Here is a 25,634-nt window from a genome sequence, read left to right as displayed (position 1 = left end):
TTTTAATCATTAACATCTTAATATTAACAAATAAAAAGTGCAAAGAAAATCGTGTACTACTTGATTTCTAAACGTAATGTCTCACCTAAGTAGTTATGTATCATTTCATTACCTATATTAAGGCTTATCCCCTGTATTTCATCGCCAATCCTTTTAAGAAATTCCTGGCATATTTATCTCCGCACTCTTTATAGTTCTTATGTCCTTCTTTTCTTAATAATGCGCCCAGCTCCCCTTTGGTTACCGTGATTCCTGCATTTTCGAATATAACCAGCATATCCTCAGTCGTTAATGCTAATGCAATTTTCACCTTCTTTAACAGGAGATTATTAACATTTTCATTTTTCTTTATAGACTGATCTGGCGTATCAGACTGACCTAGTTTGGGCTCTTGTTTTCCTCTTTTATAAATAATAAAACCATTTAAAAATGAATCTAACATACTGTTACTACATTTTATTTGCTCGTCACTTTTCGCATCATACTCGTCTGATTTGGTGAGAATCTTTATTACTTCTGGCACTGTTACATCCACTCCCCCAAGTTTAAAGATCTCTGCCATTTCTTTATTTTTAATTTCCAGCGCATATCTCAATCGAATTAATATATCGTTATTATCCACAATAGACCTCCATCAAAGAAAATAGTGTCAATCCTCTGTCCCAACAAAGATACTGAACAATTGATTAATCTAATACTACCTCATCGTAAATCGGTTATCAAAAAAGTAAATAGGCAACCCCCAATGGGTTAGTTGCCTACTTTCTGTGCATTAATATTTTACTCTTCTCAAAAACCCCTCTCCTAACCCGCATTCCTTCGTTGCCGTTAAAATAATGTTTTCCTACCGAACCCCCAAAATGGAGGTTTTTCGATTCGAAATTGACGCCTTTTCCACCTGTTTTTCGCTTATTTTTTCGCATTTTATCGGTTTTATAATTAAGATTTCTCAAAATGTTGACCATGGGAAAGAAGAGAAAGACCAGGAAAGACAAGGGTTCAGACAGAAAAAGACCCCGGTTTCGGAGATGTTTATTATCACGAAATTTGGGGTCGGATTGAGATATGTTTATTTTAGGGAGACATAGTAGAAAAAGTAAAAGAGTATTGAAAATTTATTTTCAAGTCGATGTAGTAGGGTTCACATCTTTTACTATTTCAGTAATATTATGATTCATTATTTTAGTCATTTCGTTATTTTGAAATGATTCGAATAGGTCACCTATAGGAATTACTTCTGAAACCGTATTGTCTCTACCTTTTACTGCTACAGCTATTATCTCAATAGTTATGTATAAAAATACTAACCTCTGTTACTATATTTCTCTAATTTCCTTCTTCAACAAATCTAACGATTCTTTAGAGAACACTCCTTGTTTAAAGGCTTCAATTATTGCCTTAGTAATACTCAGTTCATCAAATGCAGGTTGCCTTGGAATCCTGTGACCGTTCTTTTTATACCTCATTACTACTTGCTCGCCTTTTTCTTCTCCGTCTTCAATTTTTATACACCTGTCAATGCATATTGAGTATATCCCAGAAACTTTAAACTCTGATTCAACAATCGGTTTGTAAGTCGTTTCAGTCATATAATCATCTCCTCATTTTAAATCGTATATATAAACGTTTAAGATCACTATGTAAAGCTAATTAACAGGAATCAAATATAATTAATCCTAATGCAGTTTATAATGTATGTTTAAAACTGTGATATTATTATTCAAAAGCTTTCCAATTCCATTTTTGCTTCTTTAGTTTAATTATTGTGAGACTTCTTCTTAACAATTATATTAAACTCAGAAATTTTTTCTTTATTTACCTTAGTTAATGGAGGGCCAGCAAGGCATAGTAAATCTCTTGCCCTACTCAAAGCCACATAATAAATTCTTGTATCATCATTTTCTGAATTTATTTCTGGATGAATAATGTTTTCTATCTCTTCAACGTCATCTAGATATAAGAGTACGGATTCAAACTCTGCACCTTTTGCTTTATGAATAGTTCTTATATCTGTAGATTTTTCTTCGGGTAGAATAAGATTTTCAATTAACTCCTGAATCGATATTTGTTCAGATAGTGTTTTAATATTACCTCTTGTTATTTTTATTAAATTATATCCCTTTGCTTTCAGAAATTCATAAAGTATTTGATAGAATACTAACAATGTGAAATTAAATGATTGTTTAATTTCACTCATTAAGAATTCAACCAAATCAACAGCAAGACTTCTTTTCGATAATGAATCAATAAATTGACTTCCTTGGAATGGGGATTTTAATATATTGTTTTTATCTGTCTTTAGAGAACGTATCACTTCTTTTACAGCGAGTTCATTCCTACCATCTTCCACTAACTTATAAGCGGTAATAAGCGATTTCAATAATCTTTCTCTGTCCGAGTCAGCCTCGTTTAAACTTGTCCAGACATCTGTAACTTCTATATTTTGAAGTCTTTTTACAGAATCATTATTACGAGTTAAAATACAATAATCATGCCCCATTCCTAACTCTCGTCTTAAATTATGGAAATCCGAAAGCGTTTGAGCTATTTCATTTTCACACTCAAAATAATAGATGGGATTATTGCTTTGATTATGAGTTGAACGCTGGGCTATTGTATCACCTTGTCTTAAATGATTTAAGATTTCTACAATCCTCTCCCCACTTCTCCTATTATTCCCAATTACATATTCATTGAGATTTGGTAAAAAGAAGTTTATGAAATCAGATCTTGAAGCCCCTTGGAAACTGTATATTGATTGGGCTGGATCGCCAATAACACCTACTATTGTTCCAGTATCTCCTAACCATTTAATTATTTCAGACTGAATTGGGTTGGTATCCTGAAATTCATCTAAGAACATGTACGGATACTTAGCACTTAAGTGTTCAAGAATGATTGGAAACTCTTTTAATATCCTATAGGAAAAATAAAGAACATCTTCATGATGAATAATCCCATCATCCCAAGAGATTTTTTTATAGATATGTAAATCCTCTAATCTTATGCTATATCTTCCTATTCTTCTCAAATATTCATTTCGTGGTTTTAATATAAATGTACCATTATCAAGAACCCAATCAATATTTTCCAAACACCTTTTTATCTTTTTTTGGTCCCTTATAAAACCTGCATTATTAACTTCCCTTTGCCATTTATAAATCTTTCCTTTAGTAGCTACATTTTCAATGTGTCCATCCATTTCATAAATATTGACCAACTTTCTTCCTGACTCATCTTTTAAAAGATGGATATATGGCTTAACGATATTAGAGTATAAAAAACTATGAATAGTAGACACATCAACCTTGTCCTGATTATCCTTTAGTCTATTTAGAACTTCTTCCGCACCTACAGTAGTATATGTAATACAGGAAATCTTAGATATATTAGAAAGTTTAGTAGAATTAAGAAGTACATTTTTAATATGCTCAACAAGCCAATGTGTTTTCCCCGCACCAGGCCCTGCAATTACTTTGAAAGGACTATCAATATCTTCTAATCTATCATCTGAAGTAATAGTTATTCTTGGTTTCACCATTAATTCAATTCCCTTCATTATTTTTATGACATACCCAAATCAGTGCGTTTGTTATGTGAGCAGGCAAAATTAAACGTGCTTCTTCATCTTCTAACTTAGTAGCTAAATTAAAAGCAACTTCTCCTTTACATTTTTCCGCATACATAAGGAAACTTGAAGCCATCTTAGCACGCTCTTTCTTTTCACTCTCCCATCCACTTTGAATTATTTCTGGAATTTCAATAATTTCTACTGATTCATCAAACAGCAAATCAGATTGGTAATTTTCCCAGGCTAAATCATACTCAAATGTTTTACCATTTTCTTCGCAATAAAAAATATTAACATTTGTACTGCTTTCCTGCTGTTCTATCAAATTTAGTAATGCACCAGATTTACTATTGTATTCATAGTTTTGGGGATCACTATTTATTTCAAAAGGCCAGCACCCTTTCCAGCTCCTTCTTTTTTGTTCTACTTCATCTTTTTTTCTTTCAATTTTCCTTGGATCAGTGTCAATAATACAGCCTACTCTTTTTTCCAAAGCAAAATGTAATCTCTCAGGTTTGGTACCTGCACCATATAACTTTATAAAATGCTTAAACGTAAGTGCATCAACCCTCACAAGTGAAACATGGTGTTTGTCTAAATCATAACCTTCTTTTTCTGCTAACACAGGCAATAGTACAAGTTCGGCCATTCCTTCTACTAATAGAACAGAGTTTGAAAATAACATGGCAGATTTAGTAGCATCCAGAAACCGTTCAACGTATTTTTTAGAATTTTGATCTTCTTTACTATCAGAGAAAACTTTGCTTGGATACTTAGCAGAAACTTTTCCACTACTATTTTTTTCTAAACATATTATTGGATCTAAACCAACAGCAGAAGTAATTTGTGTAGAGTGAGTATTAATAAAAATTTGTCTACTGAAAGTTTGATTTTTAATTTCTTCATTTAGAAACTTTAAGAAATTATATTGTAAGGCAGGGTGTAAATGGGCCTCTGGTTCCTCAACTAATAGAATTGGAAAAGTCTTCGCATTTTCACCGTAATCTATTGAGGTAATCATTTTAAACTTCGAAAGAATTAAGGAGATATAGATTAAGTTATTGTAACCCATACCATTATTTATAATTGGTATTTCTATACCTGTGTGATCCTTAATAATTAGACGTAAAGCTGACAATACATCACTTTCGTTTAATGAACCTTCTAAAGCAGGAGTCCCTCCTATAGATGCTCCAGTTTTTTCAGCAAAGTCTAAGACTTCTTCTTGATTTATTTTTGAAATTAAGTTATCAACTAACTTTCCTGAGTGGTACGTAAATAAATCCTCTTGTGATTGTTGTTCATCATCATTTGTAGTTTCATTTTGATTATTTTCAAGACCGCTATCTTTAAAATGTAGAAGTAGCTGTTTGAGTAACGTGTTTCTTCCCGTAAACATTTTACTTTCAACATCACGTAGGGCATCTAAAGTCTCACAGTGTATCTTTTCTAAATATTCTCCCTCTGCCCTGAGTCTGTTTCGAATATCACCTCCGTAAATCCTTGACACATACCGTTTTAAAGTTGATTCTAAAAAAGCCCACTGGTCTTTTTTATTTGTTATTTTTTCAAATTGTTCTTGATATGCTTTATGTTCTTGTTCAGGAAGATAAAATCTATATGTAAGAGTTGCTTCCCATGGCGTAATTAATTTCGTGAGCCAACTAGCTACAATAGCTTTATCATCTTTTGTGTCATTTTGAGAAGATTGCAATGTGGCAGTAATGGTAATCTCAGGAGGTATGGAGATATCCACATTCTTATTGAAATCATCTATAGTTAGGGTCTTAGACTTTGTACGGTTAAATATAAGTTCTAACGCTTTGATAACTGTAGTTTTCCCAGCATTATTAGAACCGATTAATACGTTCATTCCTTCATTAAATTCAATCTCGATTTCATCAAAACATCTAAAGTTATTAATATTCAATCTTGATATAAACATTATAAATCCCCCTTTTTCAGCATTATCTGATAATAGTCACCTAATAATATCGTAACATAAAGGAAGTTGAAATTTTGTATACTTTAAATCAATGAGCAAAAACTTAAAAAGAGATTACTCTGGAATTGAGCAATCTCCCTTTCTACCAATACAAAATTATCGTAGTGTTAGCTTCTTTCAGTTCCTTCACAGGCATTGGGATTATCAACTAAAGCTCCCCAAAAAGATTTTTGAAAGCATTCTTATTCACATCCTAACTTATCTTCCTATACCATTTCGCTATTTATTATACTAAAATCCCTTTCAAACCTTTATTCCTGTCCCTTATCCGTTTACTACTCCCCTCTCCTCCTCCCGCTCCTCTCAACCCCTTCTTTCCAAAGGGCTCACTTACTTCCCCTACCCATCCAATTTTCCGTTATAAAAAAATTACGTTCCTTTTCGTATGAATACGGAGTAGATGACGGAGAACTTTCTGAAACTGGAAAGGATACAACTGAAAAGGATTTGAGACCGACCTGAACCCAAACGCTATTTGAACCCGAATAATTGAAGGAAAGTTTAAAAAACTAATGATATAATACGGCTACAACTGGAATTCGTTCGGGGGTTATTCCATGAACAGTTACTGAAACAATCGAGGTAAATGCGTTACAACGGTATTATTAATCTCGATATGTATCAATATATATTAAATACTAATCTAACGTTGGAGGGAAATATAAATGGAAAATATACTTGGAATAATTACAGCGATCATAGTAGCAATAATCATTACCCTTTTTATTTTTAATAAATTCAATAACAAAAGCAAAGTATCAAGTGATAAACAATTAGATAATGGAGATTCTCTTCCACAATTAGATAATGAAGATATTCTTCAAATTGAACTTCCTTGGAAGATAGAAAGTTTTAAATCAGCAGATCTAACTTTATACCGTCAGCCAGAACCCTTGACTTTAACAGATAATCTAAAAAGTCACATTGGAGAAGTAATTAAAATCTCGCCAAGTGCCAAAGACATTGTAAAAAGTGAAAAGAAGGTAATAGTTAAATTTAGTGAAGAGGTTCTCGAAAAAATAAAATCAGGAGAACTTAGTATAATGAAGAAAAAAGGCTCTGCGGATCAGTTTAGGCCGATTGCTATTGATAATAAAAATAAAATAAATAAGCATGGTTGGTTAGAAATTAAAGACATAAAAAAAGTGAACCCTGCTCAATTATCGAATGCAGTTTTAGGTGTAATGACTGTTATTACTGCTCAAGAGCATTTAGATAAAATAAATAAGCAATTAACTGTTATTGATCAAAAGATTGATACATTAATTCGCCAATACAATAATGATAAATTTGGGAAAATACAAGGGAATATCCGTTATTTAAAATCCATCTTACCAAGTATTCTTAACCAAGATGAAAAATTACAGGCTTATTTAATAAAAATCGAAGATTTTTCATCAACATCCTACAATGAAATAGAGTCTGTTTTGCGTGAACTACCATTTTTAATAAATAATGCTTCCCTCATCAAGGAAAAGGCAAAGTTTGGCTTGGATAAAATTGTTAATGAAATTAAAGAGCTTACATCTTCGTTTGAACAAAAAGTATTATTAGGATACGGTAATTTAGAAGTTATGTCGGTCTGCTTAAAAATTATTAATGATTTAGGAAATAATTCAGAAGTCAATATCAATAGATTAGCAGATATTGAAAATTATTATAAACAATTAACCGAGTACAGCAACCAATTTGAAAACATCTTAAAGGATAAAAACCTTGCTCTTGATGCAATTTTCAGAAGAAATAAAACAGTTAATAATAAAAAAGAAGAAATTAAAAAGCATTTATCATATCATTACAAAACCATTAATAATAACATGTCGGCAGTCAACCAGCATATTGTCCAATTGAAAAGTAATGATGAGGATTCGATTGTTGGGCCAGTTAATCTTCAAATCGAATATGATGCAATGGATAATATAGCCGCTGTATATAGATTAAAACAAGTCAATTAACAAAAGGGAGTAGGACTTACCTACCCCTTTTCTGAATCTCCACAAAGTAGATAGCGTTCAATTTTCATTTATTTGATGGGACTCACTCTGATTTTTCTCCTTGAATTCATTGTTCTATGATTCTATTGTATAAAGTCAATGGAAATAAAAGGTGACGTGGCAAGTCACATTGAGTTTTTTTGGAGGAATATTTATGGAGAAACATATGGATCCGCAGGTTAAAGAAGAACTGAAAATATATATCGAGACCAATGGACTTTTTAAAGCTATAAAGAACCTAGAAAAACAGATTTTTTCAAATGACCCAACAGTACTTTATAATCAAGCACCCCCTAAGAAAAATTTTTTTGGAGTCCTAGAGCAGAGAGTTAAAAGAGTAAAAAGTGCCCAAACATTAGGGGAATACGTGCAATCCCTTTTTTTTTAAAAAAAAATAATTACCCTATTGACCTTGATAAATTTGGTATTGACCGATTCTATAAGAATAAAGTTATTAAAAATAAAATAAAACCGTCAAAACAAAAACTTCTTTGCTTTGCAATAGCATTACGATTAGATATTGAAGAAACTCGTGATTTATTACAAAAAGCTGGATTGACTTTAGCAGAGGAAAATTCCGTCTTTGATAACAAGATTGGATATTTTATAGAAAATGAAATTTATGATTCTATTAAAATTGATGAATACCTAGTGGAATTTGACCAACCCCCCATGTTTTCTGTTGCCTAAAATACAGAAAACGGGATTTATGATTACAAACTGGGAAGTATCTATTATTCCCTCTAAAATATCCTGTGTTACACGGAGCATCCCGCCGAGATAAAGGAGCTTTTCCCTGGAATAGAAAAGAAAAATAAACATAAAGATATACTTAATAAGGGCTCAATCCACTTTAAATACCAACTTAATTTCTGTTATGAAAAAAGGAAATTGGAAGTCATGGGTACTGGCAAAGGATTGAAGAAATATTAAACCAAAAGAAAAAGACTGAATCCGTATTGGATCCAGCCCGAATCTGTTATTCTCACTTTTAAGGTAATGTGATGTTTCATATTTGTTTGAATCATCACTTCTATCTTTTCTATAATTTATATTCGTGTGTTTTTCAACCAAGTGAAACAGTAGCCCTCTATCTTTTTCATTCGGAATGAGAGAGCCAAACCTATAATCGATTCATGTGGGTTGATGAAAATTGAAGTAAGACGCATGGTCAGAATAATTGATTAAAAAGCCTTGTATATCCGCCTCTACATCATTGCAAATAAAAACCTCCCACCATAGAGATAGAAGGAAGGAAGGAAGAAAGAAAGACAAACTTCTTTATAGATTTTGTATGGATTGAACCGCTTTATTGATATAGGATTGGCAAATTTCTGCATGTGATTCGGACTTTCGATAATCTTCATTAATGACTTCTTTTATATATTCTTCATTAAAACCTTTATTAAAATACTCTTGAACATAATTCTTTACACCAATATAATGCTTGATCATATATTCTAATTGCAATAACATATGTTCTTTGATGCTCTTCAAATACTCTTGGGTGACTTCGTGAACCTCAACTACATCAGCAACCCGTTTTATCTTTTCATAAGCGGTCTTGGTGTCGTGAACGATATCATCAATAACGGCAAAATATTTATCCACATCACTTTCGTCAATTCCATCTACTCCAATATAGTCTAAGGCTTGGTTCTTAAAGTTATAAGAATCACTCCACTCCTCTTGAGTCGAAACCATTTCTGTTATATTTTCAACTACCAATTGCAAAAGCCTTGTTTGATTCTGCTGTTGTTCTATTTGATCTTGTTTTTTTTGATGCTTTAGCTTTCTATTAAATTCTTTCTCTCTTTCTTTATCCATTTTTTTTGCTACTCCAAACATCAGCTTGAAAAGCCCCATATCATCCCCCCCCCTTTTGTTATGCCTATTCTACAATTAATATTCCATGATAAGTGCAAAAATCCCTTCGCTTTTTACTTAATATTTTATGGCCTTAGGGGAAAGTGTTGTAAGCATTGATGAACTTGGCGAGTATGGGATTTGGGCTGTATGGGTTGGCTCCGGATAGCCCAAATGGGTAATAAACTGAGCATACATCAGGAAATTACCGAGCTCGTTTCGGAACCAGCCTCAATTCATTTTTACGCTTAAATTAGAACTGAAAGTGACCCGGAGATAGCCTGGATATTCTGTAGATTTGGCCAGCCCCCCTGCTAAGCGGGTACCGACTTTTTAGTAGAGGGAGGAGCTATAAATGAGGGAGGCAAATAGAGATTACTTATATTTCTTAGACTCTTTGCTAAATTCCATTGTAAGGCAACAGATAAATAGTGCATCTTATCTCCTATTTTATGGATGAAATATTACAAACCCCCCTTCAATTCTTCTCTCTCCTATGTACAACCATATTAAACTCCTCTCATTTCACCCGCCCTCAACCCGCATTCCTTCGTTGCCGTTAAAATAAAGATTTCCTGCGGAACCCCCAAAATGGGGGTTTTTTGATTCAAAAATGACGGTTTTCCCGCCTCTTTTTCAGCTTTTTTTTCACCTTTTTTCGCAAGTTAAAATGGAGTTCTCCCTGAATGTTGCATAAGGGAAATAAGAAAAAAGCGGGGCAAGACAAAGGCTCAGACGGAAATAGACCCCGAATTTGGAAATGTTTATTTTCACGAATCGGGGTTGGATTGAGAGATATTTATTTTTAGTGAGAGATGTTTATTTTAATTGGACAACTTCAACCGTAATTCAGCAACAGACTCTATGTGAACGCTGTGTGCAAACATATCCACCGGCTGGACCTGCACGGTTTCGTAGCCGCCATCCTCCAAGATCCGTAGATCCCTCGCCAAGGTAGCGGGATTGCAGGATACATAGACGACCTTTTTCGGTTTCATTTCGATGATGGTCTGAAGTAATGTTTCGTCGCAGCCCTTCCTTGGAGGGTCCACAACCAGCACGTCAGCCTGCACTCCCTGTTCGTACCAGCGCGGTATGACTTTCTCTGCCTCACCAACTGCGAATTCAACGTTATCAATATCATTCAACTCAGCGTTCCGCTCCGCATCTTCTATCGCTTCCGGCACAATCTCGACGCCGTACACTTTTTTCGCTCGTTGCGCCAAGAATAATGAGATAGTTCCGATTCCACAATAAGCATCGATGACAGTTTCTTCGCCGCTCAATCCGGCGTATTCCAACGCTTTGTCATACAGCACCTTCGTCTGGTCCGGATTGACCTGGTAGAAGGAACGGGCTGAAATCGCGAATTTCACGTCGCCAATATAATCATAGATGACTTCTTCACCCCACAGCACGTTCGTCTGGTCACCGAAGATTACATTGGTCCGCTTTGTATTTACGTTCTGTACGACTGACTTGATTCCCGGAACCACATCCACAATTTTTTCAACGAGCTTCCTCCGGTTCGGAATATCCGGCGTACGGGTAATCAATACGACCATGATTTCTCCTGTCACTTTTCCGGTACGAACCATGATGTGCCGCAATGTTCCTTTGTGGGTCTTTTCGTTATATGCTCTGATTCCAAATTCGCTGCAGATCGCTTTTACTTTTTGTAAAACTTCATCGTTTTCCTCTTGCTGAATAAGGCAGGCTTCCATATCAACAATTTCGTGGGACCGCTGTTTGTAAAAACCGCCCACGAGGCCGCCTTCATGCTCGCCGATAGGTACCTGTGCTTTATTCCGATAATGCCATGGATTTTCCATCCCCAACACCGGATGCACTTTTACATTTTCAAGCTTACCGATCCGCTCCAAAACATCGCGCACCTGTTTCTCTTTCGCATGCAACTGTCCTTCATAGCTGATGTGCTGCAGCTGGCAGCCGCCGCACTCCCCATAAATGGGACAGGCCGGCTCGATTCGGAACTCGCTTTTTTCATATAAATCAATCAAACGGCCGAAGCCGTAACCTTTGTTCATCTTGGTCACTTTGATTTTCGCTTTTTCACCCGGCAAAGCATTGGCCACAAATAACGGATAACCTTCCACTTTGGCCACGCCTTTTCCGTCGTGGGTCAAATCTTCAAAGATGACATCTATTTCATCATTTTTCTTAATGGGTACTTGTTGTTTGCTCATTGTTTTCTTCCTTTTCTTTTGCTGTAACGATTGTACCATAAAAGAAAAGCGCAAGCGCCTTGTTCAGCCCCGACAAGCACTAGACGATTCCCGAGGAGGCAGCTCTTCAGCCACCACAGGGAAGCGGCTTGTGACCTCGAGGGGCTAGGTGCTGGAGCTAGACACGGAAAAGCCTTCTTTTAATAAGGTCTTCCATAGCAAGTTATACCTTTACCTTAAAAATAAGGAAGGCCGAAGCCTCCCTATTATTACTTTTTAGTTGTAAGCCCATCGTCCAATTCTTTTAATAAATCTCCTATTTTCCGATTATGAATGGTTTCATCCGCATAGATGTCAAGCTCTGTCGGCTCCATATTGATGATGGCAAGATAGGCCCCGTTCTGCTTTGCCATTAAAGGAAAATGGTTCGCTGGTGTTACTGTCAGTGATGAACCTAAAACGATGAACAGATCAGCCTTCTCACTTTCTTCCGCTGCCAATTGCAGGGCATCTTCAGGCAGCATCTCACCAAAAAGCACAACAGATGGACGCAGTTTCCCGCCACATTCACACTGATATTGCTCATTTACATATTTGTCGTTGTCATATTCTTTTCCGCACGATTGACAATGGACTTTTTGCAAAGTGCCGTGAAGCTCCGCAATATTCCTGCTTCCAGCCTCCGTATGAAAACCATCGACATTCTGTGTGATGATGCTATGAATCACGCCTTCTCTTTCCCATTTCGCTAAAATTTCATGGCCGGCATGCGGCTTGCAATCCTGCAGACCGAGAACACGGTGGCGGTAAAATTCGAAAAACTTCTCTACATTACGGTTAAGTGCATCCGTGCTGGCAATCCGGCTGGGGTCCTCTTTTTCCCAAAGTCCATCAGAAGAACGAAAATCCGGAAGCCCACTCTCCGTCGACATGCCTGCACCTGTCAAAACAACGGTATATTTCGATTCCTTCAATTTATCGAGCAACACCTGTTCCAGCACCCCTTTCGATTCTCACTTAAGTATAGCATGGAAAATTGGAAACCTATTGTACAATCCAATCAGCCCATTGTAGACCCGCACCCTTAACTGATCCAAAAATAAGAGGCACAAGCCCCCTGCCTGTGCCCCTTCCTTCTTATACTTCCTCAGTCGGAGTCGGTTCTGCATATCCTTCTTTATATTTCTCATCTATTTCTTTACGGATTTCCTTTATGGACTTACCATTTTTATAGTCGTTGATCGATTGGGCAGCGATTTCTAGGCAGACTAGGCATTTTGTGCCATGGTCATCCCAAACGATACGGCCGTCCTCTTTATTATCATGGATGAAGCAGTCATAGTTATCTTTATGCCCCACTGATTCTCCACAACCGCAATAGCAAGGTATTTTTTCCAACAGCTCTCTATTTAGTGCGACAGCCTGGTAAACAACTTTCATATCTTCAGGCTTTCCTTCAAGAAATTCCGGCAATTCCTGTGGACCGCCAGTCTCTTCCCGGATATCTCCGAGGTGTACTTCCACTCCCTCGTCTGTATGTTTTTCAGCATGCCCGTCCTCTGTATTCGAACACGCGGCCAATACCATATTTATCATGATTAAAGCGACAATGAACAGCTTCTTCATCCTGTACGACTTCCTCTCAATGATTATTTATACAAAAAGTGTACTTTTACTAAATGTTTTTTTCAACAATATATAGTCGCTCTTTCCAACATGTCAGTGAACATATTTCCATTGTCCTATTAAAAACTGCGTATATTTATTAATTATGGTAAGATATATTTGTCGAACGGGGGGGCTTTTTGTATGCTGATCGGCTTGGGAGTCGTTATTTTCTCATTTATCCTAGTAGGAGTATTAGCGTTATGGGGTATTAAATATACCCGGAAAAATATCAATGCAGATAGGAAAAAGAAATTCAAAGTTGCTAAAAATCTGCTGGTGGTGGGAGTTATTCTTTCTATCGGCTATATTATTTTTGCAAAAAAGCTTTCCAGTAATATTGATTTCGTCATTTCCTGGCTGATGCTGGCTACAGGCTGCTTCTTCGCATCAGGACTGGCGTTTTTCATTGGATATTATAACGAAAGAGAAAATGAAAATTAAAATAGAGAAAGTAGGAATGACTATATATGGAGATCAGGCATATCCGCCTGGAGGACGCCGAGCAATTTTCCAATTTGATTACAAGTGTTGACTCCTCCAACATGATGTTATTTGAACCTGGTGAAAGAAAAACCAGTACAGAGCAAGAAGAGCAAAATATAGAAAAAATTCTTCTTCAAGGTAATTCCTCTATTATTGTTGCAGAAGATAATGATCGTCTCGTTGGATTTGTTGTCGTACTCGGAGGGTTCACCTCACGCAGTCAACATGCTGCACGGATTTCTGTCGGTGTGACCGAGGAATACCGCGGTAAAGGCGTAGCGACAAGGTTGTTGAAAGAAGCATTCCGCTGGGCAAAAGAGATTGGACTGACGCGCCTCGGTGTTACTGTCATGAAGCATAACGAAAGGGCTTTCAGCATGTACACGAAAATGGGCTTCGAAGTGGAAGGTGAAAAGATTCAATCACTGATGATTAACGGAAAGCCAGTTGATGAATTTTATTTATATAAATTGTTATAAATTGCACCGGTACATGTACTGCAAATTTGCGTTTTTACTGCGCGAAGGCTACGATCATAATGGCGAAAAAATAGATACGAAATATCATTCTAAGGGATTAGGCGTTCATGGCGACTGAATGAGCGAAATAATCAGCGTTTTGGGTTCTATGGAGCGTTCATAGTGACCGATCAACAAAAATAATCTACGATTGGGAATCTATGAAGCCTCCATAATAACTAATCATGAGGAATAATCTGCAACCGGGGCGCTATAAAACGCTCGTTTCCAATTAGTTGCTAAGTATGCCGCTTATCTCCACCTTCCCCGTCCCAGACCCTCTCCCAATTAATTTGACCACATAATAATCCACGAAAAAAAAGCAGCCGTGAAATCTGTCACGGCTGCTTATACTTTATCTTCCGGGCGAATATCGTTAATTGGAACAAACACTTCCAAATGGCGGTATAGATTGTAAAATTCCGCTGGAAGCAATCCTCCATATTCTCCGTCGATATTCAATTGGACTTTTTCTTTTGATTTGACTTTTATATGATTCGCTTTTGAATAGATTACGTTCGGGTCATCTACATGTTCTCCTCTTAATGCGAGTGATGCCACACGGATGAACTCAGCCAGATTAGTCTTTTTCAAAATTAGCAATGAAAACAAGCCATCGTTGATCGAAGCATCCGGCGCGAGCTTTTCGAAGCCGCCGACAGAGTTTGTCAAAGCTACGAGAAATAGCATCATTTCTCCTTCAAAAAGTTTACCGTCATACTCGATGCTAACGTCCGTTGCCCTAATGGACGGCAGCATTTCAATCCCTTTTAAATAATAGGCCAGCTGTCCAAGGACTGTCTTCATTTTTGCGGGTACTTCATAAGTGAGCTCGGTCAGTTTTCCCCCGCCTGCGATATTGATAAAATAATGTTCGTTCATGCGCCCGATATCCATCGGTATCGTATCACCAGCTGTTATTACATCCACAGCGGCGTCTATATCCCGCGGAATATGCAATGCGCGTGCAAAATCGTTTGTTGTTCCTGTTGGTATGATTCCGAGTTTCGGACGGTATTCCTGCTCTGCGATACCGTTGACCACTTCGTTGATTGTTCCGTCGCCGCCTGAACAGATAACAACATCATATTTTCTTTCTACAGCCGTCCGGGCAGCAGCTGTCGCATCACCAGCACCCGTTGTAGCATGGCATGACGCTTCATATCCCGCTTGCTCAAGTTTTTGTAAAACATCAGCGATGTGCCGCTTGAATATTTCACGGCCAGCTGTCGGGTTATAAATGATTCGTGCTCTTTTCAATTCACATCATCCTTCGAACTCTAAATGCGAAACGTTTTATGCATGATTATGCTTCACTAAGTAATCATACCTTTTTATCACTTGTTAGTCTACTTCTACCATATTGGCATGGTTGACCGTAAGTGTGGCTGTTCCTTTTTCGAAGTTGATGTAGCCTGATTTTAAGCCTTCTTCATTTACATCCTTGATCCCCTTCCATGCTCCTTCCAATTCATATACATTATTTGCTTCAATTTTCATATCAGATTTTTCGTCCGACTCTATTCTTACCCAGCCGGATGAATCAACCGCCCAGTCACTCTTTAACCCCCTAGGTTTAAAGACAAGATTCCTGTCGTATCCTTTGAATTCCAGTTCCTTGTCAGCCGGTATAAGCAAAGTAGCGTCGGCGTTATTATAATTATTGATAAATCGCTGATGCGGAAGTTCCTTCAGTTTAATAAATAGTGTATCCCCTTTTTTCTCCGCCATCACATAATCAGAAGCGTTTTCTATCAAACTATTATCACCTATTGTTTCCGCTTGATACGTTCCAAATAATGAGACTGCCTTCGCCTCTGTACTTTCAACGGTTAAAGGAAAAGTTCCCGCATCGACGACAATCCGGTCCACACCGTTCAGCGAAGTTTCTTCATATGCTGGAAGGTCAGCTGTCCGGACCTCGGCTTTCACTACATTTCCCGCCAGCTCCAATAATCCGCTCGCACTTAACATCGCCATCACAAGGCCACAGGTCCCCAGGACGGCAATGAAGATAATGCTGATAAAATCATACTGGATGGTTGTTTTTTCTTGTTTGGAACCGGCCTGATACACAATGATTTCGACACCAAGAACAATGAAGATGATTGGCCACCAGGAAAAGAGGGCAACAGCTGGATCACCCCACTTAAAAACTTGTGACAATAACAAGAAGACACCCAGAAGCAGCAGGGCTGCTCCCATTGAAAAAGAACCCACTCGCCATGTCCTCATTTTGCTTCACCTTCCTTATCCGCTTTTTTTCCTGACAAAAGCTTGATTCCGCCGCCTATTAAAATGAGGCAGATGATCGCCGGCTGAACATATGAATATATCCAGTAATGAAGATCAATACCATATCGCTCCCCCAAGATCGGATTAGCCATTGGAATGATGATATTCATGCCGATGTAATATAATCCCAATAGGATCAGCCCGATGCCAATCCATTTTTGATGGTTAATCAAGTAAGACACAATCGGTTCATCCTCCAGTTCTCCACTCTCCGACTGCGAAGCTTTTTGGAGACCGTCAAAAAAGCTGTAAAACCAGATGATTGGTACGATGAACAGGAAAATCCCCAGCCGTAACACATCAAGTATATAGATCGACAGCAAGAAAGCTGCCATTAACTGGATGCCACGTTTTTGCAGCCCAAGATATAAATGCCCGGCACCTGGAACGATTGAAAGCAACGTGGCAATCGCCTTGCTCTTACTGCTATCCGGTCTTTTCTTTTCAAATTCTTCAAGTACTGACCGATCCACCAATGTTTCTCCTTTTGATTTACGGTCAAGCAACTGCATAACATCGAAAAATCCATATATCCAAATAACCGGCAATGAAGCCAGGAAAACAAGGAATTCAGTGCGTCCTGTCATCATTGTGACGAACAGAATCATTGCGCCAAGGCCCAAAAACACCGCGAGCAATGTCATCCCTCGATAGACAAGGCCTAACTGGAAGTGGCCAAGTCCTGGAATGAATGAAAGGACAATCGTGAAAAACCGCTCGGAATCAGGGTTTTTTTCGACCGCTGCTCCTTCATCTATTTGCCCTGCGCGATTATACAGCTTCGAAGCTGTCACCACAGTATCAATAAAGTTGACTAGATACATCAGCAGCCCGCCTAAAGCGAAAACTAGAAAAAATTCCGCACCTGTCATGAATACTACGGCCGCCGACAAGGCCGGAATACCAAATACAACAGCTGTATAGAAAAACCCCCGCAATACTTTCCCAAGGTACATCAATCCACCGCCGGGAAAAAATGCGAGCAGAAAAGCAATAATCGGATTTTTATTCATGTTCGTTTCCCTCCCTAATGTTGTCCTCAATTTTTTCCGTAATCGAATCTGTTTTATTTAACCAGCTGCTGATGACAGAATGGTCTTGTTTTGCAGCCGAATTTTCAAATGCATTAAGAGTTGACGTTAACTGCGAGAAGATTCCGGTGGACATGAGCACGAGCGTCATGGCCGCTGCTACAGTGTAATGGACCAAAGTCTGCCTTCGCATGTTCTTCTTCGACTTTATTTGGGGAGGCGGCTCTTCTTTCACCCCGCCAATTTCTTTCATGATTGCGTCCGTGAAGCCTGATGGATCAGACAGCACCGGCATCTGTGATTCTGCTTCTTCGACAGCTTCTAAGTAAAGCTCCAAGCAGTGGTCACAGCTGTAAAGATGGTTTTCATATTTTGAGCGCGTTTTTTCATCAAGAGAATCCGTCGCGTACAACAGCCAATTTTCATAATCGATATGGTTCATGAAAAGTCATCCTCCTTCCAGTGCTTCTTCATCCATTGCCTTGCCCGATATAGCCTTACTTCGACAGTTTTCACTTTGACATCTAGCTCCTGTGCCAATTCCTCGTAGGTGCGGTCTTCTATGTAAAATCCTTCGACGACCCCTCTGTAATTTTCCGGAAGGTCATCGAGCCGCTCCCTCAGAAGCTGCTGCTGTTCCTTTCTTAAAACAAGGAATTCCACGCTTACTCCAGGCGGGGCATGGCTTGTTTCTTCATATTCCACATTCATTTCTTCCTGACGTCGAATCTTTTTCCTTTTAATATCAATGGCATGATTGACCGCGATTCTTGTAATCCATGTTTTAAAACCTTGCTTCTCATATTGGGGGAGAGAAGTATAGATTTTCATGAACACTTCCTGTGCAGCGTCTTCCGCATCTTTTTCATTGCGTAGGACGCCATACACTGTGTGGAAAATATAATTGCGGTATTTTTCCACAAGCAATCGGAATGCATGGTCATTGCCGCTCTTGATTTTTTCAATGAGCACATCATCCAAAACTTCTCTCCCCCCTTTCAAGCCGTCAACCCTATAGACGCCAGCTAGTTGTATGGGTACTACACTTTTATTAAAATTTTTTCTAAAAAGGAAACAATCCCGCCTGCAACGAATTCATATACAAACGTGGTGCGGAGTTTTATGCGCTCGAATTAGGTTATAATCCGTTTGAGATGAAATTTGGTCCAAGTTAGAGCTAATAGTTCCGAATGGGAAAATAGATACGAGTTTGAGCTAATATAATCAATTTGAGAAAAATATGATTCAAATTCTGATCATTATGGTCCGAGCTTTGAAGAATACGGTCCGTTTGTGCAATACCAACGAAACTCGTGCAATTCCAGGCCAAGTTCGTGCAATTAAGCGCGGGGTTCGTGCAATTATAAGCTGTATTTATGCAATTATCTATATAACTCGTGCAATTAATTCAACCTATTTATTTTACCATTTAAGGGAGAATTCCAATGAGGAAATTCGTATAGGAATATAGAGGTGAATTCGTTATGCTCAGAAAAAGGGATTTGTCTATGATCACTTTATACAATATCGAAAAAGTAATGACTCAATACGGATTAGATTCCGGGTTAGCCCAGGAAATCCTTGATGTTTTTCAAAAGAGGATTGAAAGATCTGGTGAGAATGAATTTCAGGCTTGGTACAGCAATCTGAATTACAGAACTCCAGAAGATTTTCAAAATGAAGAGGAAGCCGCAAAATTATATGAAAGCTACAGCTCATGGTTTGAACAAGAAGTATCCAAGCTCGAAAAAGAAACCGGCTTGCCTTGGCAGGAACAGACGGAGGACATTGCTACTTTAAATGAAAAAGCAAGAAAGTCCCAATTGGTCCTCAGACACAGGCTGTCTGAAATCAATTGGGACTTGATGGAACTGGATGATTAAGCCGCTTTTGCAGTTTCCTTTTCACCGCGTGACCAGATGACAACCGGGATCAGCAGCAGGGACAGGAGGCCGCCGGCAAGTGACAGCGCCGCATAGCTGAATTGGGCTGCAATTATACCGGATAACGCTCCGCCTGACGCTCCCGCCAGGGCAATTAAAACGTCGACTGCACCTTGCGTCTTGGCCCGTGTTGACATCGTTGTTGCATCTACGATGAGGGCCGTTCCGCTGATCAAGCCGAAATTCCAGCCGATACCTAGCAAGGCGAGTGCAGTGATAAGTATCGGCAATGACTCCCCGGAATTCAATGCTGACAGAAGACCCGCTGCCAATAAAGTGGCTCCTGCAGCTGCAGCCATTGTTCTCCGGCCGATTTTATCGACAAGTATGCCCGTTACAAGCGATGGCAGATACATCGCTCCGATATGGATTCCGATCACTAGCCCGACTTCTCTTAAACCGTGACCATGATCCCCCATATGTACCGGCGTCATCGTCATGATGGCGACCATGACTATTTGTGTTATAGCCATCACTGTGGCCCCAACAACGATACCGCGCTTGTTTGACATACCGGACATTTCGCCTGATACATTAGTTTCCCCTTTTTCTGCCGCATCTGCTATCGCTTTGGCGACTACCAAAGGATCAGGGCGAAGCATAGCAATCAGTGCAAGTCCGGCCAGAATATATGCAATAGAAGCCAATATGAAAGGACCTGCTAACGGTGGAATGCCGATTCCTTCCGCGAATCTTCCCATGACGTCCACAAGGTTTGGGCCCGCAACTGCACCAAATGTGGTAGAGACCATTGCGATACTTACAGCCGTTGCCCTTTGGGCCGAATTTGCCAAATCTGTTCCCGCATAACGTGCCTGCAGATTGGTGGCAGTTCCGGCTCCATAGATGAACAACGAAACGAATAGCAGGAAAATATTACTCAACACCGCAGCCGCTACCACACCAATGGCACCGATGCCTCCTGTTATGAATCCGGCACCAAGTCCGAACCGCCGGCCGAAACGCTGGGAAAGGCGCCCTACAATCAGTGCAGCTGCAGCAGAACCCAATGTAAATAAAGCGACTGGCACTCCCGCAAAACTGTCTGTTTCCAGCATGTCACGCGCAAGCAACGCTCCCACCGTAACTCCGGCCGCGAGCCCCGCTCCGCCAAAAATCTGAGAAATGACAACTATCCATAATGTCCGTCGATACAGATCTCGCTGCTTTTCCGGTGATTGAATATATTGTTCCAGCCAAGCCGGATGATGGTTTTTTTGGGGCAATTCGACGTACCACCTTTCATATTTTAGTAGATGCACTCTATAATTTTTTAAAAAAGCCGTTTATATTGACCTGCAATTTTAAGGATTGGAGGAATTTGCGTGGATTATTATACCGTTGCAATTTGTCTTCAGATTCTGCTGCTTCTTTATTTTGAAGTGACAACTCTGGTTCCTCTTTACCCCTGGAATGATTTATCCAAATATTCACCTAAGGAAAAATACACGGAAGCAACCGTTAATGGTCTGATCATGATTATAATTATCGGACTCTTTATAACAAAGATCAAATGGCTCATGATCATCTCAGTTGTTTTTTGGTTCATCTTTTTATTGATGCAGCTTCTCACCTGGTGGATGCCGTACTTGACGGGGAAACATTTAAAACAGTTTCCAAAATCTTTATATGAATCTCACTTTAAAAATACAGTCAAATTTTTACCACCTATAAAGGACCATATTATACCCGATGCCCAGCATAATGTGCTGCAGATCATAACTTTACTTACTCTGCTTATCAGCTCGATTTCCCTCTTTATATAAAAAAGGAGTTGCTAAAAATGAGATTAAAAAATCACCTGATCGGCTTTTCTTTCGGCTATTTCGTATGTATGTTGATCGTTTTCTTTGTCGCTGATTATTTTTCTTTGGGATTTGCTCTTGGATCTTTTGCCGGTATTGGCTTGTTTGCCTTGTTGATGAGATGGTTCACAAAATAACTCAATCGCCTGGCATCCTTTCATCGGGAACAGCCGGGTTATTTTAATTTCTTCATATCTTGTCGCCTCCTATTCTACATCATTACACTAAATTCCTCGCTTTCTTTTACCTGCTCACCTTTAATAAAAAAACCTTTAAAACTATCCGTAGTGTTTTCCACCTTTGGTTCGTCTAATAGGTTAGAGTCATTTTTTAAAGGTGGGATGGAATGTGATTGTTGTAAAAAATGTAAGCCATGCTTTTGAAGTCGGAAAAAGAGGGAAAAAGCATAAAATTCGTATACTTAAGGATGTATCTCTATCAGTCAATAAAGGTGAAATTGTCACCATTGTCGGCCGAAGCGGCTCGGGAAAGTCGACTCTTCTAAATATTATCAGCGGCTTTCTAAAACCCTCGCAAGGAGAAGTTTGGATTGCTGGAGTAAAGGTCAGTGATCTGAATGAAGCGAAATTTGCGGATTTCCGCTTAGAACAACTAGGATTTATTTTTCAGAACTTCCAGTTAATCCCGAGTATGACCGCGTTTCAAAATGTGGAGCTGCCGCTCGTTTTAAAAGGCATGAATGAGCAGGAGCGCAAATTGAAGACAGATGAAACGTTGGACCGGGTTGGTTTGCTTGAATATAAAAACCATTACCCGAACGAGCTGTCAGGGGGTCAGCAGCAGCGAGTGAGCATTGCGCGCGCCCTTGCGGTCAATCCTCCTCTTATTCTAGCGGATGAGCCAACGGGGAGCCTCGATAGTGAAACAGAGGATCAGCTCCTTCAGTTTATTAAAGAGTTGAACGAGGAGTCCGGCATCACTTTTTTGATTATCACTCATGACGACAAGGTTGCGGAAATTGGCCATCGAACGATTGAAATTGCTGACGGAAAAGTATTGGAGGCTGTTTTGGCATGACTATGAAAGATCAAATCAAGTTTGTCAGACAAAATATGAAAAAGAACAAGTCGCGTGTTTTCATGACGATTTTAGCAACAGCGATTGGATGTGCATTCCTGATCGTCCTTGCCTCCGTCGGTTTTGGCTTGCATAAGTCGATCATTCAGGAATTGATGGAAGACCGGCTTGTAACGGAGATCGAAGTGCATGCCCAAATGGATGATCAAGGAAACTATAAAGCAATCAATGAACGCCATATCGAATATTTCGAGGCGCTGGATGATGTCAAGGCGGTCACCCGGAGGCAAATGCTTCAGCAGACGCCTGTGTTTCAGATTGGAGAGTATCATATTCAGGCAAATACCCTTGTCACTTTTTTCCCGGAAGAAGTAAAAGCGGGGTTCGAGTTATCGGAAGGCCGGCTTCCTGGGAACCCCAATGAAATTGTCGTTGGCTATACCTTTCCGGAAGGATTGTCACGGGAAGTCGGAGAAGATGTCAACCCTTATAACGAGGATGGGACTGTAAAAAAGGAATTCGCCTTTACGGATAAGGTGCTCGGAAAAACTGTTCAAATGGAAGTGTTGGACAAAAAAGAGTCGTCTACAACGATTCCTCTCACTATTGTGGGGATAGCCAAAAAACCGGCCAGGGACTGGATGGCTAATTCAGATGTATTCATCTCTGAAGCAGTTTTAAAAGAAATAGAAGCATTTACAGGAACACCGGGCGGCTCTTTGGATGTTGAAACAGAAGGCATCAAAGATTCGGATGAAAAAACTTACGATCAGGTGAAGATTTACGCCGACAATGTTCAATCTGTAACAGGCATCAATGAAGTATTGGAAGCGGACAATTACGCTACATATTCCATCGTCAGTGAAATGAAGCAAGTGAATATGATCTTTACCATAATGAAAATCGGACTGATATTAGTTGGTACAATCGCTCTTATTATTGCATCAATTGGAATTTATAATACGATGGCGATGGCTGTGACGGAACGAGCCCCCGATATCGGAATTATGAAAGCAATCGGCGCAAATCCAGGTACAATAAAAAAGATCTTCCTTTTGGAGAGCAGCTATATCGGATTGATTGGAGCTCTGGTTGGAACGATTGTCGCTTATGGAATTAGTATCGCTGTCAATTTTTCACTGCCGCTCGTCGTTGAAAATATTTTTGATGAAGCACCGCCCGAAAATTTGCTGTTTTCATATATTCCGTGGACACTTGCTTTGATCAGCATCGCGATCTGCCTGATGGTCACTGTCTTTTCAGGATGGAGGCCTGCACAGCGAGCTACGCAGATTGATGTCCTTCAAGCAATGCGCAGGGAAATTTAAAGCCTAAACGAAAGAAGCACTCACCGCAAATCTGCGGGAGTGCTTCAATATATCGAACAATCATTTATAACTTTTTATAAACCGGGATGTCGTAAACGAGTGTATATGAATTTACCAATGTATACAAATTATGAATTTGTGTAATCTGTTTTACCGCCCAACCGATATCCGTCGCATATTGATGGGTGGCTTTTCCGGTGTTACTTGCTGCCTGTGGGTTCCATCTCATTTTATATAAAGTGTTCTGGCCGGCACTGATGTAATTATTGCCGATAAATTGCGCTCCTCCAATGATTGCTGCCTCCGGAGTGAACCAGCCTGCATTGTAGGCAAATTCCGCTCCCTTTTGTACGGCAACTCCATCGAAGGCACCAATGCCATACATGTTGTAAACTGTTTTCCCGTTTACAACTACACCATTAGCAAGCTGAGATTTTCCATTACCTGTCTCAAGCAATGCATGGGAAATCAAATACATTTCATTGACTCCATGAATTTTCCCTGCTTCTATAAAAGCAGCCGCTTTACCGCTTAATATGCCTTTTCCGGAAAGAATTTTTTCATTTATCTCTTGTGCCTGGGCATTCGCTGTTTTCGATAGATTGATAAACTGAAGCGATTTTACAGGATCATTGATAAAGTTGTTCGGATCAAGGTAATATTTTACATCTTCCGGAGCTGCATTGACCCAGGTTTTATTATATTCCACCTGGTACCAGGTATATCCATCTGCCCCTTTGACTGATGATAAAATTTTCATGTTGGTTCCGCTTTGGACTAGCCCAACTGCCGAGAAGCTTGTCGCTGCCCCAGTCCTTACATTCCAATTTCCGCTTTTGACAGTTCCGGATTTTGGATTTGCCAGTGAGTCCAGCCTTAATGCATCCTCACGGATATACGTTTGATACTTTTTATCTGTCTGTGGCGTAGCTGCCATCTGAATTTTGACCATTTCATCCAATGTCAGATTGTAATTGGAGTATTCGGTTGTTTTTGTTCCATTGTCCAAATCTCCAGGTGCATTGGAGCCTGAAGACAAATATTGGGTGCTTACGTATCCGGTTTGCCCGTTCGCAGTGACTCTTGCCCAACCATTTGCCTCGGAATGATATTTTACTGCAGTTCCGCTCGCCAGCTTTGTAATGATGGCGGCATTTGTTGACGGTTCAGAACGCATGTTTAAATTGGAGCCGGGACTAACTGTCACATATCGAATTTGATCGGTCGGATCCTCTGGCTTTTCTTCCGGTTTGGTATCAGGCTTTGTTTCTGAAAGGAATTTAGATTGAATATACCCTTCAGAGCCATAGACGCTGACTTTAGCCCAGCCATTCTCTTCCGAATACACTTGAACAGCTACCCCTGCTGCTACATTCACCATTGTGGAAGAATTAGTTGATGGTTCCTTGTGCATGCTGACTCCGGACATGGATAAACTGACAATATATTTGGTTTTTGGCTGAACCGCCTGGCTACCCTCATTATCAGCTGATAAAAATTCGCTGCTAACATAACCGGTTTTCCCATTGACTTTAACCTTTGCCCAGCCTTTGGACTCAGACTCAACCTCGACGGCCGTACCGCGTGTGAGCCTGTCAACTATACTTCCACTGGTTGAAGCCGTGCTTCGCATGTTCAAAATTGAACCGGCTTTTACATTTACGTATTTTGTCGTAGTTTTGACTGGTGCTTCTGTTGGCGGCTTGCTTGACTGCGCACCGGAGGACAAAAAGTCTGTGCTCACATAACCAGTCATCCCATTCACTCTCACTTTTGCCCACCCTTTGGATTCAGATTCAACTGAAACAGCAGTGCCGCTAGATAGCTTCCCTACTATTTTTCCACTGCTGGAAGCACTGCTGCGAACATTCAGCGATGAACCCGGTTTGACATCGACGTATTT

At 39.4% G+C, this 25,634-nt stretch carries 24 protein-coding genes; 9 read left to right on the top strand and 15 right to left on the bottom strand.

Going from position 1 to position 25,634, the window contains the following annotated elements:
• Positions 1–124: 124 nt before the first annotated feature.
• The 4 genes from D4T97_RS15630 to D4T97_RS15615 all read right to left on the bottom strand — a co-directional run bounded on the left by D4T97_RS15630 (position 125) and on the right by D4T97_RS15615 (position 5,516).
• The gene (locus D4T97_RS15630; RefSeq protein WP_126051702.1) at positions 125–622 is read right to left on the bottom strand and encodes a YehS family protein; all 498 of its coding nucleotides are present in this window, start codon (positions 620–622) and stop codon (positions 125–127) included.
• Between the two features lie 694 nt (positions 623–1,316).
• Positions 1,317–1,589 carry a hypothetical protein gene (locus D4T97_RS15625; RefSeq protein WP_126051701.1) on the bottom strand — a complete coding sequence of 91 codons (273 nt, stop codon included), beginning with the start codon at positions 1,587–1,589 and terminating at the stop codon, positions 1,317–1,319.
• 167 nt (positions 1,590–1,756) lie between these two features.
• Positions 1,757–3,541 carry a UvrD-helicase domain-containing protein gene (locus tag D4T97_RS15620; RefSeq protein ID WP_126051700.1) on the bottom strand — a complete coding sequence of 595 codons (1,785 nt, stop codon included), beginning with the start codon at positions 3,539–3,541 and terminating at the stop codon, positions 1,757–1,759.
• A gap of 4 nt (positions 3,542–3,545) precedes the next feature.
• Entirely contained in the window at positions 3,546–5,516 is a 1,971-nt protein-coding gene (locus D4T97_RS15615) for an ATP-dependent nuclease (RefSeq protein WP_126051699.1), read from the bottom strand.
• Positions 5,517–6,241: 725 nt separating this feature from the next.
• On the opposite strand from D4T97_RS15615, the gene D4T97_RS15610 reads away from it, so the two are divergent.
• Both D4T97_RS15610 and D4T97_RS15605 read left to right on the top strand, forming a co-directional pair.
• Complete coding sequence (locus tag D4T97_RS15610; protein ID WP_126051698.1) at positions 6,242–7,531, top strand: hypothetical protein; 1,290 nt, start codon at positions 6,242–6,244, stop codon at positions 7,529–7,531.
• A gap of 193 nt (positions 7,532–7,724) precedes the next feature.
• Entirely contained in the window at positions 7,725–7,958 is a 234-nt protein-coding gene (locus D4T97_RS15605; protein WP_126051697.1) for a hypothetical protein, read from the top strand.
• A gap of 893 nt (positions 7,959–8,851) precedes the next feature.
• Here the strand turns inward: D4T97_RS15605 and D4T97_RS15600 are convergent.
• The 4 genes from D4T97_RS15600 to D4T97_RS15585 all read right to left on the bottom strand — a co-directional run bounded on the left by D4T97_RS15600 (position 8,852) and on the right by D4T97_RS15585 (position 13,248).
• The gene (locus tag D4T97_RS15600; RefSeq protein WP_126051696.1) at positions 8,852–9,436 is read right to left on the bottom strand and encodes a hypothetical protein; all 585 of its coding nucleotides are present in this window, start codon (positions 9,434–9,436) and stop codon (positions 8,852–8,854) included.
• An 824-nt stretch (positions 9,437–10,260) separates the two neighbouring features.
• Complete coding sequence (rlmD, locus tag D4T97_RS15595) at positions 10,261–11,643, bottom strand: 23S rRNA (uracil(1939)-C(5))-methyltransferase RlmD (RefSeq protein WP_126051695.1); 1,383 nt, start codon at positions 11,641–11,643, stop codon at positions 10,261–10,263.
• A 248-nt stretch (positions 11,644–11,891) separates the two neighbouring features.
• Positions 11,892–12,611, bottom strand: a complete 720-nt coding sequence (locus D4T97_RS15590) for an NAD-dependent deacylase (RefSeq protein WP_206435582.1) — start codon at positions 12,609–12,611, stop codon at positions 11,892–11,894.
• A gap of 148 nt (positions 12,612–12,759) precedes the next feature.
• On the bottom strand, positions 12,760–13,248 hold the full coding sequence (locus tag D4T97_RS15585) for a PCYCGC motif-containing (lipo)protein (RefSeq protein ID WP_126051694.1): 489 nt from the start codon (positions 13,246–13,248) through the stop codon (positions 12,760–12,762).
• 183 nt (positions 13,249–13,431) lie between these two features.
• On the opposite strand from D4T97_RS15585, the gene D4T97_RS15580 reads away from it, so the two are divergent.
• Together D4T97_RS15580 and D4T97_RS15575 are read left to right on the top strand one after the other, a co-directional pair.
• Positions 13,432–13,731, top strand: coding sequence for a hypothetical protein (locus D4T97_RS15580; protein WP_126051693.1), 300 nt, complete (start codon positions 13,432–13,434; stop codon positions 13,729–13,731).
• Positions 13,732–13,757: 26 nt separating this feature from the next.
• The gene (locus D4T97_RS15575) at positions 13,758–14,252 is read left to right on the top strand and encodes a GNAT family N-acetyltransferase (protein WP_126051692.1); all 495 of its coding nucleotides are present in this window, start codon (positions 13,758–13,760) and stop codon (positions 14,250–14,252) included.
• Positions 14,253–14,639: 387 nt separating this feature from the next.
• Here the strand turns inward: D4T97_RS15575 and D4T97_RS15570 are convergent, their stop codons facing one another.
• The 5 genes from D4T97_RS15570 to D4T97_RS15550 all read right to left on the bottom strand — a co-directional run bounded on the left by D4T97_RS15570 (position 14,640) and on the right by D4T97_RS15550 (position 18,598).
• A complete protein-coding gene (locus tag D4T97_RS15570) occupies positions 14,640–15,551 on the bottom strand; it encodes a diacylglycerol kinase (RefSeq protein WP_126051691.1) in 912 nt (303 codons plus the stop codon).
• Between the two features lie 84 nt (positions 15,552–15,635).
• The gene (locus D4T97_RS15565) at positions 15,636–16,526 is read right to left on the bottom strand and encodes a LiaF transmembrane domain-containing protein (protein ID WP_126051690.1); all 891 of its coding nucleotides are present in this window, start codon (positions 16,524–16,526) and stop codon (positions 15,636–15,638) included.
• On the bottom strand, positions 16,523–17,599 hold the full coding sequence (locus D4T97_RS15560; RefSeq protein WP_126051689.1) for a hypothetical protein: 1,077 nt from the start codon (positions 17,597–17,599) through the stop codon (positions 16,523–16,525). The genes D4T97_RS15565 and D4T97_RS15560 overlap by 4 nt, the downstream gene beginning before the upstream one ends.
• On the bottom strand, positions 17,592–18,059 hold the full coding sequence (locus tag D4T97_RS15555; RefSeq protein WP_126051688.1) for an anti-sigma factor: 468 nt from the start codon (positions 18,057–18,059) through the stop codon (positions 17,592–17,594). The genes D4T97_RS15560 and D4T97_RS15555 overlap by 8 nt, the downstream gene beginning before the upstream one ends.
• Positions 18,056–18,598, bottom strand: a complete 543-nt coding sequence (locus tag D4T97_RS15550; RefSeq protein ID WP_126051687.1) for an RNA polymerase sigma factor — start codon at positions 18,596–18,598, stop codon at positions 18,056–18,058. Before D4T97_RS15550 ends, D4T97_RS15555 begins: the two co-directional genes overlap by 4 nt.
• Positions 18,599–19,101: 503 nt before the next feature.
• Between D4T97_RS15550 and D4T97_RS15545 the strand changes: the two genes are divergently transcribed.
• Positions 19,102–19,500 carry a hypothetical protein gene (locus D4T97_RS15545; protein WP_126051686.1) on the top strand — a complete coding sequence of 133 codons (399 nt, stop codon included), beginning with the start codon at positions 19,102–19,104 and terminating at the stop codon, positions 19,498–19,500.
• On the opposite strand, the gene D4T97_RS15540 is transcribed toward D4T97_RS15545, so the two are convergent.
• Entirely contained in the window at positions 19,497–20,786 is a 1,290-nt protein-coding gene (locus tag D4T97_RS15540) for an MFS transporter (protein ID WP_126051685.1), read from the bottom strand. The genes D4T97_RS15545 and D4T97_RS15540 overlap by 4 nt on opposite strands.
• A 99-nt stretch (positions 20,787–20,885) precedes the next feature.
• Between D4T97_RS15540 and D4T97_RS15535 the strand changes: the two genes are divergently transcribed.
• From D4T97_RS15535 to D4T97_RS15525, 4 genes are all read left to right on the top strand, one after another.
• Positions 20,886–21,326 (top strand): hypothetical protein, encoded by a 441-nt coding sequence (locus D4T97_RS15535; RefSeq protein ID WP_126051684.1) that lies wholly within the window; start codon positions 20,886–20,888, stop codon positions 21,324–21,326.
• 17 nt (positions 21,327–21,343) lie between these two features.
• A complete protein-coding gene (locus D4T97_RS20560; protein ID WP_164525601.1) occupies positions 21,344–21,502 on the top strand; it encodes a hypothetical protein in 159 nt (52 codons plus the stop codon).
• 211 nt (positions 21,503–21,713) lie between these two features.
• Positions 21,714–22,403 (top strand): ABC transporter ATP-binding protein, encoded by a 690-nt coding sequence (locus D4T97_RS15530; protein ID WP_126051683.1) that lies wholly within the window; start codon positions 21,714–21,716, stop codon positions 22,401–22,403.
• Positions 22,400–23,731 (top strand): ABC transporter permease, encoded by a 1,332-nt coding sequence (locus D4T97_RS15525; RefSeq protein ID WP_126051682.1) that lies wholly within the window; start codon positions 22,400–22,402, stop codon positions 23,729–23,731. Before D4T97_RS15530 ends, D4T97_RS15525 begins: the two co-directional genes overlap by 4 nt.
• 64 nt (positions 23,732–23,795) lie before the next feature.
• Here D4T97_RS15525 and D4T97_RS15520 read toward each other — a convergent pair.
• On the bottom strand, positions 23,796–25,634 hold a 1,839-nt coding region (locus tag D4T97_RS15520; protein WP_126051681.1), incomplete at its 5' end, for an SH3 domain-containing protein.

This window comes from Siminovitchia acidinfaciens, from assembly GCF_003605385.1.
GTDB classification, from domain to species: Bacteria; Bacillota; Bacilli; order Bacillales; family Bacillaceae_C; genus Siminovitchia; species Siminovitchia acidinfaciens.
The sequence above is the reverse complement of the archived record's forward strand: the minus strand, read 5'-3'. Positions and strand labels throughout refer to the sequence as shown.

Bases quoted from the DNA above. Each gene is read 5' to 3' on its own strand.
- D4T97_RS15545 (WP_126051686.1), top strand. From the start codon at position 19,102: ATGCTCAGAAAAAGGGATTTGTCTATGATCACTTTATACAATATCGAA.
- D4T97_RS20560 (WP_164525601.1), top strand. From the start codon at position 21,344: ATGAGATTAAAAAATCACCTGATCGGCTTTTCTTTCGGCTATTTCGTA.
- D4T97_RS15565 (WP_126051690.1), bottom strand. From the start codon at position 16,526: ATGAGGACATGGCGAGTGGGTTCTTTTTCAATGGGAGCAGCCCTGCTG.
- D4T97_RS15585 (WP_126051694.1), bottom strand. From the start codon at position 13,248: ATGAAGAAGCTGTTCATTGTCGCTTTAATCATGATAAATATGGTATTG.
- D4T97_RS15575 (WP_126051692.1), top strand. From the start codon at position 13,758: ATGGAGATCAGGCATATCCGCCTGGAGGACGCCGAGCAATTTTCCAAT.
- D4T97_RS15605 (WP_126051697.1), top strand. From the start codon at position 7,725: ATGGAGAAACATATGGATCCGCAGGTTAAAGAAGAACTGAAAATATAT.
- D4T97_RS15560 (WP_126051689.1), bottom strand. From the start codon at position 17,599: ATGAATAAAAATCCGATTATTGCTTTTCTGCTCGCATTTTTTCCCGGC.
- D4T97_RS15555 (WP_126051688.1), bottom strand. From the start codon at position 18,059: ATGAACCATATCGATTATGAAAATTGGCTGTTGTACGCGACGGATTCT.
- D4T97_RS15600 (WP_126051696.1), bottom strand. From the start codon at position 9,436: ATGGGGCTTTTCAAGCTGATGTTTGGAGTAGCAAAAAAAATGGATAAA.
- D4T97_RS15610 (WP_126051698.1), top strand. From the start codon at position 6,242: ATGGAAAATATACTTGGAATAATTACAGCGATCATAGTAGCAATAATC.
- D4T97_RS15615 (WP_126051699.1), bottom strand. From the start codon at position 5,516: ATGTTTATATCAAGATTGAATATTAATAACTTTAGATGTTTTGATGAA.
- rlmD (WP_126051695.1), bottom strand. From the start codon at position 11,643: ATGAGCAAACAACAAGTACCCATTAAGAAAAATGATGAAATAGATGTC.
- D4T97_RS15625 (WP_126051701.1), bottom strand. From the start codon at position 1,589: ATGACTGAAACGACTTACAAACCGATTGTTGAATCAGAGTTTAAAGTT.
- D4T97_RS15580 (WP_126051693.1), top strand. From the start codon at position 13,432: ATGCTGATCGGCTTGGGAGTCGTTATTTTCTCATTTATCCTAGTAGGA.
- D4T97_RS15620 (WP_126051700.1), bottom strand. From the start codon at position 3,541: ATGGTGAAACCAAGAATAACTATTACTTCAGATGATAGATTAGAAGAT.
- D4T97_RS15525 (WP_126051682.1), top strand. From the start codon at position 22,400: ATGACTATGAAAGATCAAATCAAGTTTGTCAGACAAAATATGAAAAAG.